The organism is Rhizobium freirei PRF 81 (genome assembly GCF_000359745.1).
GTDB classification, from domain to species: Bacteria; Pseudomonadota; Alphaproteobacteria; order Rhizobiales; family Rhizobiaceae; genus Rhizobium; species Rhizobium freirei.
On record NZ_AQHN01000090.1, the window covers coordinates 23,905 to 36,761 of the forward strand.

At 60.9% G+C, this 12,857-nt stretch carries 12 protein-coding genes, 1 tRNA gene and 1 riboswitch; of the genes, 9 read left to right on the forward strand and 4 right to left on the reverse strand.

What is annotated here, in order from left to right; all coding sequences use genetic code 11:
- The first annotated feature begins 34 nt into the window (after positions 1–34).
- Positions 35–748 (forward strand): phosphate signaling complex protein PhoU, encoded by a 714-nt coding sequence (gene phoU / locus RHSP_RS30715; protein ID WP_037155605.1) that lies wholly within the window; start codon positions 35–37, stop codon positions 746–748.
- A gap of 31 nt (positions 749–779) precedes the next feature.
- Entirely contained in the window at positions 780–1,463 is a 684-nt protein-coding gene (gene phoB, locus RHSP_RS30720; RefSeq protein ID WP_004128368.1) for a phosphate regulon transcriptional regulator PhoB, read from the forward strand.
- Between the two features lie 204 nt (positions 1,464–1,667).
- On the opposite strand, the gene RHSP_RS30725 is transcribed toward phoB, so the two are convergent.
- Positions 1,668–2,192, reverse strand: a complete 525-nt coding sequence (locus tag RHSP_RS30725; protein WP_004128370.1) for a GcrA family cell cycle regulator — start codon at positions 2,190–2,192, stop codon at positions 1,668–1,670.
- Between the two features lie 425 nt (positions 2,193–2,617).
- Here RHSP_RS30725 and RHSP_RS30730 point away from each other — a divergent pair, with 425 nt between their 5' ends.
- The 3 genes from RHSP_RS30730 to RHSP_RS30740 all read left to right on the forward strand — a co-directional run bounded on the left by RHSP_RS30730 (position 2,618) and on the right by RHSP_RS30740 (position 5,956).
- Complete coding sequence (locus tag RHSP_RS30730; RefSeq protein WP_004128372.1) at positions 2,618–3,817, forward strand: aspartate aminotransferase family protein; 1,200 nt, start codon at positions 2,618–2,620, stop codon at positions 3,815–3,817.
- A gap of 72 nt (positions 3,818–3,889) precedes the next feature.
- A complete protein-coding gene (argF, locus tag RHSP_RS30735) occupies positions 3,890–4,807 on the forward strand; it encodes an ornithine carbamoyltransferase (protein WP_004128373.1) in 918 nt (305 codons plus the stop codon).
- 159 nt (positions 4,808–4,966) lie between these two features.
- Positions 4,967–5,956 (forward strand): Hsp33 family molecular chaperone, encoded by a 990-nt coding sequence (locus RHSP_RS30740; RefSeq protein ID WP_004128375.1) that lies wholly within the window; start codon positions 4,967–4,969, stop codon positions 5,954–5,956.
- 107 nt (positions 5,957–6,063) lie between these two features.
- On the opposite strand, the gene apaG is transcribed toward RHSP_RS30740, so the two are convergent.
- Positions 6,064–6,456 carry a Co2+/Mg2+ efflux protein ApaG gene (gene apaG / locus RHSP_RS30745; protein ID WP_004128378.1) on the reverse strand — a complete coding sequence of 131 codons (393 nt, stop codon included), beginning with the start codon at positions 6,454–6,456 and terminating at the stop codon, positions 6,064–6,066.
- Between the two features lie 614 nt (positions 6,457–7,070).
- Here apaG and RHSP_RS30750 point away from each other — a divergent pair.
- Entirely contained in the window at positions 7,071–7,784 is a 714-nt protein-coding gene (locus RHSP_RS30750; RefSeq protein WP_037155608.1) for a DNA helicase, read from the forward strand.
- Positions 7,785–7,863: 79 nt separating this feature from the next.
- On the opposite strand, the gene RHSP_RS30755 is transcribed toward RHSP_RS30750, so the two are convergent.
- Positions 7,864–9,051, reverse strand: a complete 1,188-nt coding sequence (locus RHSP_RS30755) for an O-succinylhomoserine sulfhydrylase (protein WP_004128385.1) — start codon at positions 9,049–9,051, stop codon at positions 7,864–7,866.
- A 43-nt stretch (positions 9,052–9,094) separates the two neighbouring features.
- Positions 9,095–9,173: riboswitch (SAM riboswitch) on the reverse strand.
- Between the two features lie 171 nt (positions 9,174–9,344).
- Here RHSP_RS30755 and RHSP_RS30760 point away from each other — a divergent pair.
- Both RHSP_RS30760 and RHSP_RS30765 read left to right on the forward strand, forming a co-directional pair.
- Entirely contained in the window at positions 9,345–10,439 is a 1,095-nt protein-coding gene (locus tag RHSP_RS30760) for a 2'-deoxycytidine 5'-triphosphate deaminase (RefSeq protein ID WP_037155611.1), read from the forward strand.
- A gap of 58 nt (positions 10,440–10,497) precedes the next feature.
- Positions 10,498–10,571, forward strand: a tRNA-Gly gene (locus RHSP_RS30765).
- A 6-nt stretch (positions 10,572–10,577) separates the two neighbouring features.
- Here the strand turns inward: RHSP_RS30765 and RHSP_RS30770 are convergent.
- Entirely contained in the window at positions 10,578–11,486 is a 909-nt protein-coding gene (locus RHSP_RS30770; protein WP_004128391.1) for a LysR family transcriptional regulator, read from the reverse strand.
- Positions 11,487–11,587: 101 nt separating this feature from the next.
- Here RHSP_RS30770 and RHSP_RS30775 point away from each other — a divergent pair, with 101 nt between their 5' ends.
- Positions 11,588–12,814 carry an MFS transporter gene (locus tag RHSP_RS30775; RefSeq protein ID WP_004128399.1) on the forward strand — a complete coding sequence of 409 codons (1,227 nt, stop codon included), beginning with the start codon at positions 11,588–11,590 and terminating at the stop codon, positions 12,812–12,814.
- Positions 12,815–12,857: the final 43 nt, after the last annotated feature.

Consider the following 12,857-nt stretch of genomic DNA (forward strand, 5'->3'; position numbering starts at 1 on the left):
CCCCTTTCACATAATTTACCTTGAGGATAGAAAAATGGTCTCCACCCACATTCTCTCTGCCTATGACGAAGACCTGAAGTTCTTGACCCGCCGCATTGCGGAAATGGGCGGCCTGGCGGAGCAGATGGTCAGCGACAGCGTCCGCGCGCTGGTCAACAGCGACACCGCTCTGGCACAGAAGGTCATCTCCGACGACGTCGTTCTTGACCATGCCGAGCGTGAAGTCGGTGACAAGGCGATTGTCACCATCGCACGTCGTCAGCCGATGGCCGCCGACCTGCGCGAGATCATGGGCTCGATCCGTATCGCCTCCGACCTGGAGCGTGTCGGCGATCTCGGCAAGAACACTGCCAAGCGTGTCATCGCCGTGCAGGGCACAGGCGTTCCACGCCGTCTCGCCCGTGGTATCGAGCATCTTTCCGAACTGGCGCTCAGCCAGCTCAAGGAAGTTCTGGACGTCTATGCTACCCGTTCTCCGGACAAGGCCGTATCGATCCGCGAACGCGACGAAGAAATCGACGCCATGTACACCTCGCTCTTCCGCGAGATGCTGACCTACATGATGGAAGATCCGCGCAACATCACCACCTGCACGCATCTTCTCTTCTGCGCCAAGAACATCGAGCGCATCGGCGACCATGCCACAAACATCGCCGAGACGATCTATTACATGGCGACCGGCGCACAGCCGGAGGGCGAGCGTCCGAAGGACGACACTGCCAACACCGTCGGTGCGGTGACGGAATAATCTGGAAGCGAAGAAGGGAGACCAAAGGCGCATGGTTCCGAGAGTTGCTGTTGTAGAAGACGAGGAAGCGCTGAGCGTTCTGCTGCGCTACAATCTGGAGGCCGAAGGCTTCGAGGTCGACACCATCCTCAGAGGCGACGAGGCCGAGCTGCGTCTCCAGGAGCGCATCCCCGATCTTCTGATCCTCGACTGGATGCTCCCCGGCGTGTCCGGCATCGAGCTCTGCCGTCGGCTGCGCATGCGGCCGGAGACGGAGCGCCTGCCGATCATCATGCTGACGGCCCGCGGCGAGGAAAGCGAGCGCGTGCGCGGCCTTTCCACCGGTGCGGACGATTATGTCGTCAAGCCGTTCTCGACGCCGGAGCTGATGGCCCGCGTCAAGGCGATGCTGCGGCGTGCCCGTCCGGAGGTTCTTTCCACGGTGCTGCGCTGCGGCGATATCGAGCTGGATCGCGAAACCCATCGCGTCCATCGCAAGAGCCGCGAAGTGCGCTTGGGGCCGACGGAATTTCGCCTGCTGGAATTCCTGATGTCCTCGCCGGGCCGCGTTTTCTCGCGTTCGCAGCTGCTGGATGGCGTATGGGGCCACGACATCTATGTCGATGAACGGACCGTCGATGTCCATGTCGGCCGCCTGCGCAAGGCGCTCAATTTTTCCAATATGCAGGATGTCATCCGCACCGTTCGCGGCGCGGGCTACTCCATGGAAGCCTGAGCGGCCACATCCTTGTGTTGGGGGCGCTCAGGCATCAACATTACAGCGCCACGCGTCTTTCAAGACGCGTTAAGGTCGCTGTAACATCTTAAAATGCTGCATAATTTTCCCTTAAATCGATTCCGATTTAAGGAATTATGCAGGAGCGGCGGAAATAGAAAACGGGCCCGAAAGGGCCCGTTTCTCTTGTCTGCTTTTAAGGGCTTAGCCGTTGTTGCGTCGGCGATCATGCACCGGCTGGTAGGCCATGCGCTGATGATAGGTGCAGTAGGGCGACGAATCCGGGCTGTCGTTGCCGCAGAAATGGAAATCGTCCTTCAGCGGGTCGCCGACGGGCCATTTGCAGGTGCGTTCCGTGAGCTCGGTCAGGCCGAGCCGGCGGGAAATCGGAACGACGACATTGCTTGCCGGACGATAGGTAATCTCGCTGACGGCATCGATCTCGATCTCTTCCTTCAGCATCGTCGCGCCCTGCTGACGGGTAACCGTGCGGGTTGCAACGCGCGAAGCGTAGGTCGCAGCCCGGGGCGCCGCAGCGCTGCGCTTCGGCGTGCGGGCAGCGGTCGCCGTGCCGCCGGCCTTCGCTCGGCCGGGAAGGTTCAGGCGATGCACCTTGCCGATGACCGCGTTACGGCTGACACCACCCAGCTGCGCCGCAATCTGGCTGGCGCTCAACCCTTCGGACCATAGCTTTTTCAGCTTCTCGACGCGTTCGTCTGTCCAATTCATGCCCTGTCTCCGCTGTCGCGTTTCCGGTGGCAGAATCCTTCACCATAGCCTCGCTTTGGGTCGAGGCGCGAAACGCTTTAAAATTGTGGTGACTAGTTCCGCCGCATGCAGTCTAGCTATTGGTTTTTAACCTAGTGTGAGGCTGACTCCGTGACAAGAGTCGCGGGAATCTTGAGGAATCGATTTCGAGGTTTTCCCCAACTTGCTGCCCCCGCGTGGCATTTCTGCAATATGCAATGCCGAACGCATTCCTTTTTTGCGCAAGCGCCTTCTCGCACTTGCTAAATCGCCAGTTTTGTTGACATCGCGGTGCAAAACATCAATAGTGCCCGGGCCGCCGCAAGGCGGCATTTTTGATTTTTTCGGACCCGTTTCATCAAGCGGAAGCGATTGGTCCCTAAAGTTGTGATCGAGGAGAAATGGCCATGGCCGAGACCGCGCCGCTTTATGATACCTACATGCGTGCTCCGCTGCGGTTCGAGCGAGGCGAGGGCGTGTGGCTGATCACTGAAAGCGGCGAACGTTACCTCGATTTCGCAGCCGGCGTGGCGGTCAATTCGCTCGGTCATGCCCATCCCCATCTCGTGGGTGAACTGAAGGCGCAGGCAGACAAGGTCTGGCACCTGTCCAACCTCTATGAAGTGCCTGGTCAGGAAAAGCTGTCGAAGCGGCTGACGGAAGTCACCTTCGCCGACAAGGTGTTCTTCACCAACTCAGGCGCCGAAGCGCTCGAATGTGCCATCAAGACGGCGCGGCGCTATCACTTTGCCAAGGGCCATCCCGAGAGGTTCCACGTCATCACCTTCGAGGGCGCCTTCCACGGCCGCACCATCGCGACAGTCGCAGCCGGCGGCCAGGAAAAGTATATCGAAGGTTTCGGCCCGAAGGCTCCGGGTTTCGATCAGGTGCCGTTCGGCGATCTCGATGCCGTTCGCGCAGCCATAACGGACGCGACGGCGGCGATCCTGATCGAACCGGTGCAGGGCGAGGGCGGTATTCGCCCGGCAACGAACGAATTCCTGCGCGGCCTGCGCCAGATCTGCGACGAGCACGGCCTGCTGCTGATCCTCGATGAGGTGCAGTGCGGCGTCGGCCGTACGGGCAAGCTCTTTGCCTATGAATGGTCCGGCATCAAGCCCGACATCATGGCCGTCGCCAAGGGTATCGGCGGTGGTTTCCCGCTCGGCGCTTGCCTTGCGACGGCGGAAGCAGCCTCCGGCATGAAGGCAGGCACGCACGGTTCGACCTATGGCGGCAATCCGCTTGCCATGGCCGTCGGCAATGCGGTGCTCGACGTGGTTCTGGCCGATGATTTCCTGCAGCACGTGCGCGATGTCGCTCTGGTGTTCCGTCAGGGTCTCGCCTCGCTCAAGGATCGCTTCCCTGATATCATCGAGGACATTCGCGGCGAAGGTCTGATGCTCGGCATCAAGGCGGCCATTCCGCAGGCGGATCTGCTGCAGGCGATCCGCGCCGAGCATCTGCTGGGCGTGCCCGCCGGCGACAACGTCATTCGTCTGCTGCCGCCGCTGATCGTGACGGCCGACGAAGCGCGCGAAGGCTTTGCTCGCCTGGAGCGTGCCGCCGAGCGCGCGCGTGCTGCCCGCACCAAGAAATCGGCTTGAACTCAGCGCCCGCTATTGGGGCGTTCTGCCCCGCGCGGGCGTTATTGTTTTTTCTGGAGCACAGGTAAGGACATGGCTTCTCCGAAACACTTTCTCGATCTCTCTGCCGTTCCGGCTGCCGATCTGCGCAATATCATCGACGACGCGATCGTGCGAAAGAGCGCGCAGAAGGCCGGCACGGCCGACAAGCCGCTGGCCGGCAAGATGCTGGCGATGATTTTCGAGAAGCCGTCCACCCGCACCCGCGTTTCCTTCGATGTCGGCATGCGCCAGCTGGGCGGCGAGACGCTGTTCCTCTCCGGCACCGAAATGCAGCTCGGCCGCGCCGAGACGATCGGCGACACCGCCAAGGTGCTGTCGCGCTATGTCGACGCGATCATGATCCGCACCACCGATCATTCGCGCCTGCTGGAGCTAGCGGAACATGCGACCGTTCCGGTCATCAACGCGCTGACCGACGATACGCATCCCTGCCAGATCATGGCCGACATCATGACCTTCGAGGAGCATCGCGGTCCGGTCAAGGGCAAGACCATCGCCTGGACCGGCGATGGCAACAACGTGCTGCATTCGCTGATCGAAGGGGCCGCGCGCTTCGGCTATCGCATGAACATGGCGGTGCCCCTTGGTTCCGAGCCAAAGGATCACTATCTGAACTGGGCCCGCAACGAGGGCGCCGAAATCTTGCTCTCGCATGATGCAGACCGTGCGGTCGCCGGCGCCGATTGCGTGGTAACCGATACCTGGGTTTCCATGAATCAGGAACACCGGGCTCGCGGTCACAACGTCTTCCAGCCCTATCAAGTCAACAAGGCTTTGATGGCACAGGCCGGCAAAGACGCGTTGTTCATGCATTGCCTGCCCGCCCATCGCGGGGAGGAGGTGACGGACGAAGTGATCGATGGTCCGCAATCCGTTGTTTTCGATGAGGCGGAAAACCGCCTTCATGCGCAAAAGTCGATTCTTGCTTGGTGCCTGGGCGCGATCTGAGGATATGAAGCCGCGTCTCAAGGGCGCGGGTCCTAGAGCCGGATGGTCTTAGGTCGAAGCGACCTAAGACCTGAATCCGGTCTAGAATCAAAGAAATAGAGCATGACGTCGCCCGAAAACCGCTCCCACTTTTCGGCGTCCTGCTCCAGGAGTAAAGCAATGGCTGAAAATGCCGCATCGCTGGGTCAGTTCGATTTTGCCGGTGACGATCACGTCGTCCCCTTCCAGGTGGAGGGTTTGGACGTGCGCGGCCGTGCCGTGCAGCTTGGTCCGCTGCTGGACGCGATCCTCGCCCGGCACGACTACCCGATGCCGGTCGCGCGTCTTCTGGCCGAGGCTATCGTTCTGACGGTGCTTCTCGGCACGTCGCTGAAGTTCGAGGGCAAGTTCACCGTACAGACCAAGGGCGACGGTCCCGTCGACCTTCTGGTCGCCGATTTCTCGACGCCGGAGAATGTCCGCGCCTACGCCCGCTTCAATGAAGAGGCGCTGGCAGAGGCAGTCGCAGAGGGCCGGACCGAGCCGGAGCAGCTGCTCGGCAAGGGTGTTCTCGCTTTCACCATCGATCAAGGTCGCTTCACGCAGCCCTATCAGGGCATCGTGGCGCTCGACGGCGCTTCCCTCGAAGAGATTGCCGGCACCTATTTCCGCCAGTCGGAACAAATCCCGACGCGCGTGCGGCTGGGCGCTGCCGAACTTTTCGATCGCGATGAGAATGGCAAGCCCCGCCATCGCTGGCGGGCAGGGGGCTTGATCGCGCAGTTCCTGCCAGAAGCGCCGGAGCGCATGCGCCAGCCGGATATCCATGGCGGCGACGGTGACACAGGCTTACGCGATCATGTCGAGGACGATTCCTGGGCGGAGGCGCGCAGCCTGGTCGAGACCATCGATGCCGACGAGCTGACCGATCCGCTTGTTGGCACCGAGCGGCTGCTATACCGCCTCTTCCACGAGCGCGGCGTGCGCGTCTACGAACCGAAGGCCGTCTACGACAGCTGTTCGTGCTCGCGCGACAAGCTGAAGGGCGTGTTGCAGGGGTTTTCGGCCGAGGAGATCGAAGCCAGCGAGGAGAATGGCGAAATCGCCGTGACTTGCGAGTTCTGCTCCACAACCTATCGCTTCGAAGTATCCGAGATAGAAGCGGCCTGATGCCGCTCCAGAACATTTCCAGGAAAGGTGCGTGGCGCCTTTTCGTCCGGAATGCGTAAAGAAACAAGAAGATGGGATGTTCCGCTATTCGAAGAAGCGGAGCGCTTCTAGTTCAGCGTGCGCAGCAGGTTGGGCGTATCCAATGAGAAGGCGGGGATCTTGACATGGAATTGCTCCCCGTCATCCGTCTCCATCTGATAATGGCCGAACATCATGCCTGACGGCGTGTCCAGCGGGCAGCCCGAGGAATATTCATAGGTATCGCCGGGCTTCAGGTGCGGCTGCTCCCCGACCACGCCTGGCCCCGTCACCTCGTCCACGATGCCGTTCATGTCGGTAATGTGCCAGTAGCGCGTTACCAGCTTGACGGCCGTCTTGGAATGATTGGAGATGACGATGCGATATCCCCAGACATAGCGATCATCGTCCGGATCGGATTGCTCCTCCAGATAAAACGGTTCCACGACCACTTCGATGTCGCGTGTTAAGGCGCGATACATACCTGATACCTTGCCACTGCCCTGAACCGTCGAGCGCTTCTTCAAGCCTCACGAACGTTTCAGCATTTCCAAGCTAGCGGCATAATATCCGCTTTCCCTTACCCCTGCAAAGTGCAGGACATATAGCGGTATCCTATAACCGATCCATTCCGTCAAGGAACGGCGTAATGAAATCTGGCTCGCAACGGCGAAGCCTATTGAGTTTCAGCTATTAAGACTGACGAAGAAGGTTAGCGACTTTCCTCAAAAGTATCTCTCTCCGTTTGTCATTTGCTCTTGTCTCGAGCTATTCCAGGCAGCTGCTTCCGCCGCAGATATATAGGCTTGCCACAATTGCGGGTTCACTTTGGTTTTATGCCCGGATCTGCCGATCTCGCATCAAGAACTTGAGATCGCATGGTGCCTTACGCTGTCCTACGTTCCGCCGAGGAAGCGCTTGGCGGAGATTTTCCAGCAACCGAATTTCGGCTATCATCTGATTCTGGCATAGCCCATGCCTCCCCCCTCCATTCGGGAAAGCATAATTCATGCGGGGTTGTCGATCACCGAACCGACTGTTTGAGCACCGAGCATAAGGAGGGGTTGCGATCACTGCTCGCAATAGGAGGTTTTAGATGAGGCTTTCCGCCCCTGTTTATCATTTGAAGCGCAAGGCGAGGCTACTGTCTCGCCAGCAGAACATACCCTTGCATGCAGCGCTGGATCGCATCGCGGCCAGCGAAGGGTTTGAAGGCTGGAGCTTGCTTTCGGCCAGAACAAGCGCCGATGTGCCCGTCAGCGAGCCGTATTCGCGGTTGAAGCCTGGCGATCTGGTGCTGGTCGGTGCGCGCCCCGGTCATGGCAAGACCTTGTTGAGCCTGAGACTTGCCGTGGAGGCAATGAGGGCCGGCAATCGCGGTGTCCTCTTCACGCTGGAAGACACGGAGAAGGTCGCTCTCGATCGTTTCCGGATGATCGGTGTCGATCACGAGGAATTTGCCGCACTGTTCGACTTCGACAATTCTGATGCCATCAGCGCTGACTATATCGTCGAAAGGCTGGCCGCGGTGCCACGCGGTACGCTGGCGGTGGTCGACTATCTGCAGCTGCTGGATCAGAAGCGGGAAAAGCCCGAACTGATGATCCAGGTGCAGACGTTGAAGGCCTTTGCGCGCGCGAGAGGCGTGACCGTCGTCTTCATCTCACAGATCGATCGCTCCTACGATCCTGCGCTGAAACTTGTTCCCGATCGGGAGGACGTCCGGCTGCCGAACCCTCTGGATCTGAGGCTGTTCGACAAGATGTTCTTCCTGCACGATGGTGAGGTTCAATTCAGGTCTGCAAGCTGACGGGGAGCCATTGATCGCGGCATTGCCCGATAAGGGCGGTCGAGCCGCCCGGAGAAACATCCGGGCGGCTTGATGAATATCAGGCGGAAACCTGCTCGAGAGCGCGGGCGAAATCCTCGACCAGATCGGCGCTGTCCTCGATGCCGGCAGAGAAGCGAACGGTGCCCGGCGAAATGCCAAGTTCGGCGCGGGCCTCGTCGGTGAGGTTCTTGTGCGTCGTCGTGGCCGGATGGGTGATCAGGCTCTTGCTGTCGCCGAGATTGTTGGAAATCTTGACGATCTCCAATGCGTTCTGCAGCTTGAAGGCTGCTTCCTTGCCACCCTTGAGCTCGAAGGCGACGAGGGTCGAGCCGCCGCTCATCTGCTTGGCGATGATATCGGCCTGCGGATGGTCCTTGCGGCCGGGATAGATCACGCGGGCGACCTTATTTCCCTGCTCGGCGAGGAAATCGGCCACCTTGGAAGCGTTCGCCGTTTGCTGCGCGACGCGCAGCGGCAGCGTCTCGATGCCCTTCAGCAGCGTCCAGGCGGTAAAGGGCGACATGGCCGGGCCGGTATGGCGGAAATAGTCCTGCAGCTTCTCGTCGATCCACTGCTTGTCGGAGAGGATGACGCCGCCGAGCGAACGGCCCTGGCCGTCGATATGCTTGGTGGCGGAATAGACGACGATATGGGCGCCGAGTTCCAGCGGCTTCTGGAAGAGCGGGGTCGCGAAGACGTTGTCGACCACGACCTTGGCGCCGATCTGATTGGCGAGCTTGGCGACTGCGGCGATATCGACCACTTCCAGAGTGGGGTTGGTCGGGCTTTCCAGGAAGAACAGCTTGGTGTTCGGGCGGATGGCCTTTTCCCAATTTTCGACGAAGCGGCCGTCGACGAGGGTGCATTCGATGCCGTATTTCGGGGCGAGCGTTTCTACGACCCAGCGGCAGGAGCCGAAGAGCGCGCGGGCGGCGACAATGTGGTCGCCGGCCTGCAGCTGGCAGAGGATGGCGGCGGAGACGGCGGCCATACCCGAGGCGGTGGCGCGGGCGTCTTCAGCACCTTCCAGCGCACACATGCGCTTTTCGAACATGTCGTTGGTGGGGCTGCCGTAGCGGGCGTAGATGAATCCATCAGTCTCACCCTTGAAGCGGGCTTCCGCCGCTTCCGAGGTATCGTAGACGAAGCCCTGGGTCAGATAGATCGCTTCAGAGGTTTCGCCGAATTGCGAACGAAGCGTTCCGTTGTGTACGAGCTGGGTTGCGGGGCGCCAAGTCTTGCTCATGCCATCACCACTTTCAAAACAAAAAAACCGGTCGCGAAAGCAGACCGGTTCAACCCCGGTCTTTTTAGCCATTTGTTTAACGTGGCTGCAAGCCGACCGGCCAAATCACCACGGGATAAGTTGCAATACTGCCGTTGACGGCTTGCGTCAATTCCCTGAGTTTGGTTTTGTCTGCGGCAAATTACTGCCCGCGCATCCGCTGGGATGCGCAAAGGTCGCAGTAACATTTTCAATCGGCGCATAACCCGGCAAGTCTATTCTCGACTTGCCGGGTTATGCGCTGGGGATGAGGCATGATGGCTCGCAATACTGGAATTTTGGCCGATCGCGCCATAGCGGCGCTCTTTGAAACCGGCCGGCTAACGAGCGAAAGAGAACTGGACGTCGATCAGATCCAGCCGGCAAGCCTTGACCTGCGGCTCAGTTCGCATGCTTTCCGCGTCCGCGCCAGCTTCATGCCAGGCCCGTCCCATCTGGTCGCCGACAAGCTCGACCGGCTGAAGCTCCACGTCGTCGATCTCTCCGAAGGTGCGGTGCTCGAAACCGGCTGCGTCTATATCGTGCCGCTGATGGAGCGCCTCGATCTGCCGGAGGACATGTCGGCTTCGGCCAATCCGAAAAGCTCGACGGGCCGCCTCGATATCTTCACCCGCGTTATCACCGATCGTGCGCAGGAGTTCGACAAGATCCCGGCCGGCTATTCCGGCCCGCTCTATCTCGAAATCAGCCCGCGTACCTTCCCGATCGTCGTGCGCCGCGGCTCGCGCCTGTCGCAGGTCCGCTTCCGCGTCGGCCAGGCCCTGCTTACCGAGCCTGAGCTGCTGGCGCTGCACGAAACCGAGACGCTGGTCGCCAGCAAGAAACCGAACATCACCGGCGGCGGCATCGCGCTGTCGATCGATCTTGCCGGCGACAAGGAAGGGCTGATCGGCTATCGCGGCAAGCATCACACCGCCGTCGTCGATGTCGACAAGAAGGCCCAGCACGATATCTTCGATTTCTGGGAGCCGCTCTATAGCCGCGGCCGCACCGAGCTGATCCTCGATCCCGACGAGTTCTATATCCTCGTGTCGCGCGAGGCGGTGCATGTACCGCCGCATTTTGCCGCCGAGATGACGCCGTTCGATCCGCTGGTCGGCGAATTCCGCGTCCACTATGCCGGCTTCTTCGATCCGGGCTTCGGCCATGCGCCGGCCGGCGGCCGCGGCAGCCGCGCCGTGCTGGAAGTGCGCAGCCACGAAGTGCCCTTCATTCTCGAGGACGGCCAGATTGTCGGTCGCCTGATCTACGAACACATGCTGGAACAGCCGAGCAGCCTCTACGGTTCCGGTGTCGGCTCGAACTATCAGGCGCAGGGCCTGAAACTCTCGAAGCACTTCCGGCTTTGAACATGTGCTGACCGGCCTTGACAGAGGCCGCCAACTGTTGGACATCTCAGGATGTCAGGCGGGTGTAGCTCAATGGTAGAGCAGCAGCTTCCCAAGCTGAATACGAGGGTTCGATTCCCTTCACCCGCTCCAAAATCTTCACGTCAAAAATGGCCTCTTCGTCTTCAGCGTTTCCGTCAACGCCTCGCGGAAGGTTGCGATCGGGCGGGCGAGCCGGCCCGCCGGCGGCCGGTGCAGCAGCCAGTTGACCACCTTCGGACGGAAATCCGGGGCCTCGATGATCTCGACGTCATTGCGCCAGCGGCTGTCTGCCAGCGCTGCCGGCGTCAGCACGCCGATGCCGAGGCCGCGGGCGACGAGCGACATGCGCAAATCGGCGCTCATTGCCTCGACGGCGACGTCGAAAGGCAAGCGCTCCGCTTCGAAGCGATGATGAATGAAGGCGCGGAAGCCGCAACCGCTCTGGTTCAAAATCCAGGGGAAGCGGGAAAGCTCTTCGAGCCGCGGCGCCTTGGGAACGCCCAGCGACGGCGCGGCGACGAGAATGACGCTGTGGACCCCAAGCACGTCGCCGACGACGTTGTCCGGCGACTGCATACCCTCCGCTAGGCAGACGGTTGCCGCATCGAGCTGGCTATGGGCGACCTGCTCGATGAGCTGTGGCGACCAGCCTGAGACGATCCGCAGCGTCAGTTGCGGAAACTGGCTGCGAAGCGCGTCGAGCGGAGCCGAAAGCGCCGCTTCGGAAAGATAGGGCATGATGCCGAGGCGGAATTCGCCGCCGATCGCTCCGCCGGGCGAAACGCCGGTCTTGAGGTCGTCCAGCGAGCGCAGCACGCGGCGTCCATGCTCATAGGCCTCACGCCCCGCCGCCGTCGGCTTGAGCGGTTTGGATTGCCGGTCGAGCAGCGCAATGCCGAGACTGTCCTCCAGATTCTGGATGCGCCTGGTGATGCCTGGCTGCGTGAGATTGATCCGCGCGGAGGCCGCAACGATCGACCCCGTTTCCACCACCGCGACAAAGGCTTCCAGATCATGAATGTTCATGCATGACTCGCATAATCATTATTACTTCATTTCAATTGTCGCATTATGCATCAAGGCGATAAACATGGCCATCTTTATTATCATAAATTATTGGAGAACCCATGTCACAAGTTCCCGAATGTATAGTGAGCGAGCCGGAGGACGATGTTTTCGCCGCGGACGCCGCTCCTTCGACGCTCTTGTTTGCAGTCGCCACCGGCGTCATCATCATCAACCTCTTTGCTCCGCAGACGCTGGTCGGCATCATCGGCCCGTCGCTGGGCTTTTCCGAAAGCGGCGCTGGCCTGGTGGCCATGGCCTCCTTGCTCGGCTATGCCGCCGGCCTCTTCTTCCTGGTGCCGCTAGCAGACCTCATGGAAAATCGGCAGTTGGTGTTGCGTATGCTGATATCGGCCCTGGTAATGGCCGTTGCGGCCGCCTTCGCGCCGACAGGCTGGAGCCTGTTGATCTTCCTCTTCCTGCTGGGCGCCGCCTGTTCCGCAATCCAGATCCTGGTGCCGATCGCAGCAGCCATGACGCCGCCCGAACATCGTGGTCGCGTGATCGGCAACGTCATGAGTGGCGTCATGGTCGGCATCTTGGTCTCGCGCCCGCTGGCGAGCCTGATTGCCGATCTATGGGGTTGGAGAAGCTTCTATGCCGTCAGCGCCGCGGCGCTGGCGCTTCTGACCGCCGTGCTTGCTCTCAGGCTTCCTGAGCGCCGTCCCCTGGTGAGTGCCAGCTATGGTGCGCTGATCGGCTCGCTTTTTCAGCTGCTGCGAGAAGAGCCGGTGCTGAGGGTGCGTGCCTTCACCGCCGCCTTGATGATGGCGAGCTTCAGCCTGTTCTGGACGTCCGTTGCTCTGCTCCTGGCACAGCCGCCGTTCTCGCTCGGCCAGTCCGGCATCGCCTTGTTTGCGCTGGTCGGTGCCGGCGGCGCGGCCGCCACCTCTCCCTTCGGCCGCATGGGCGACAGGGGCTGGACGCGGACGGCGACCTTGGTGTCGCATCTGATCGTGCTTACCGCCACGGCCCTGGCTGCCTGGGTGGGCGGGATACGATCCGGCCAGCCGCTCATCCTGCTGATCCTTCTCGGCGTCAGCGCCGTGATGCTCGATGTTGGCATTACCGGCGATCAGACTTTGGGGCGGCGGGCCGTCAATCTCCTGAAACCGGAAGCCCGCGGGCGCATCAACGGTCTCTTCGTCGGCATTTTCTTTCTCGGCGGAGCGCTGGGCTCCGCCCTTGCCGGCACGGCATGGGACCTTGGTGGCTGGGTTGCGGTCTGTGCGTCCGCCGCTGGCTTCGGTGTCATTGCCCTTGTTACCGGCCTTGCCGCACGGATCTGAATAAAACGGGGCGAGCAGCATAGGCCGCCCGCCCCACTTTATG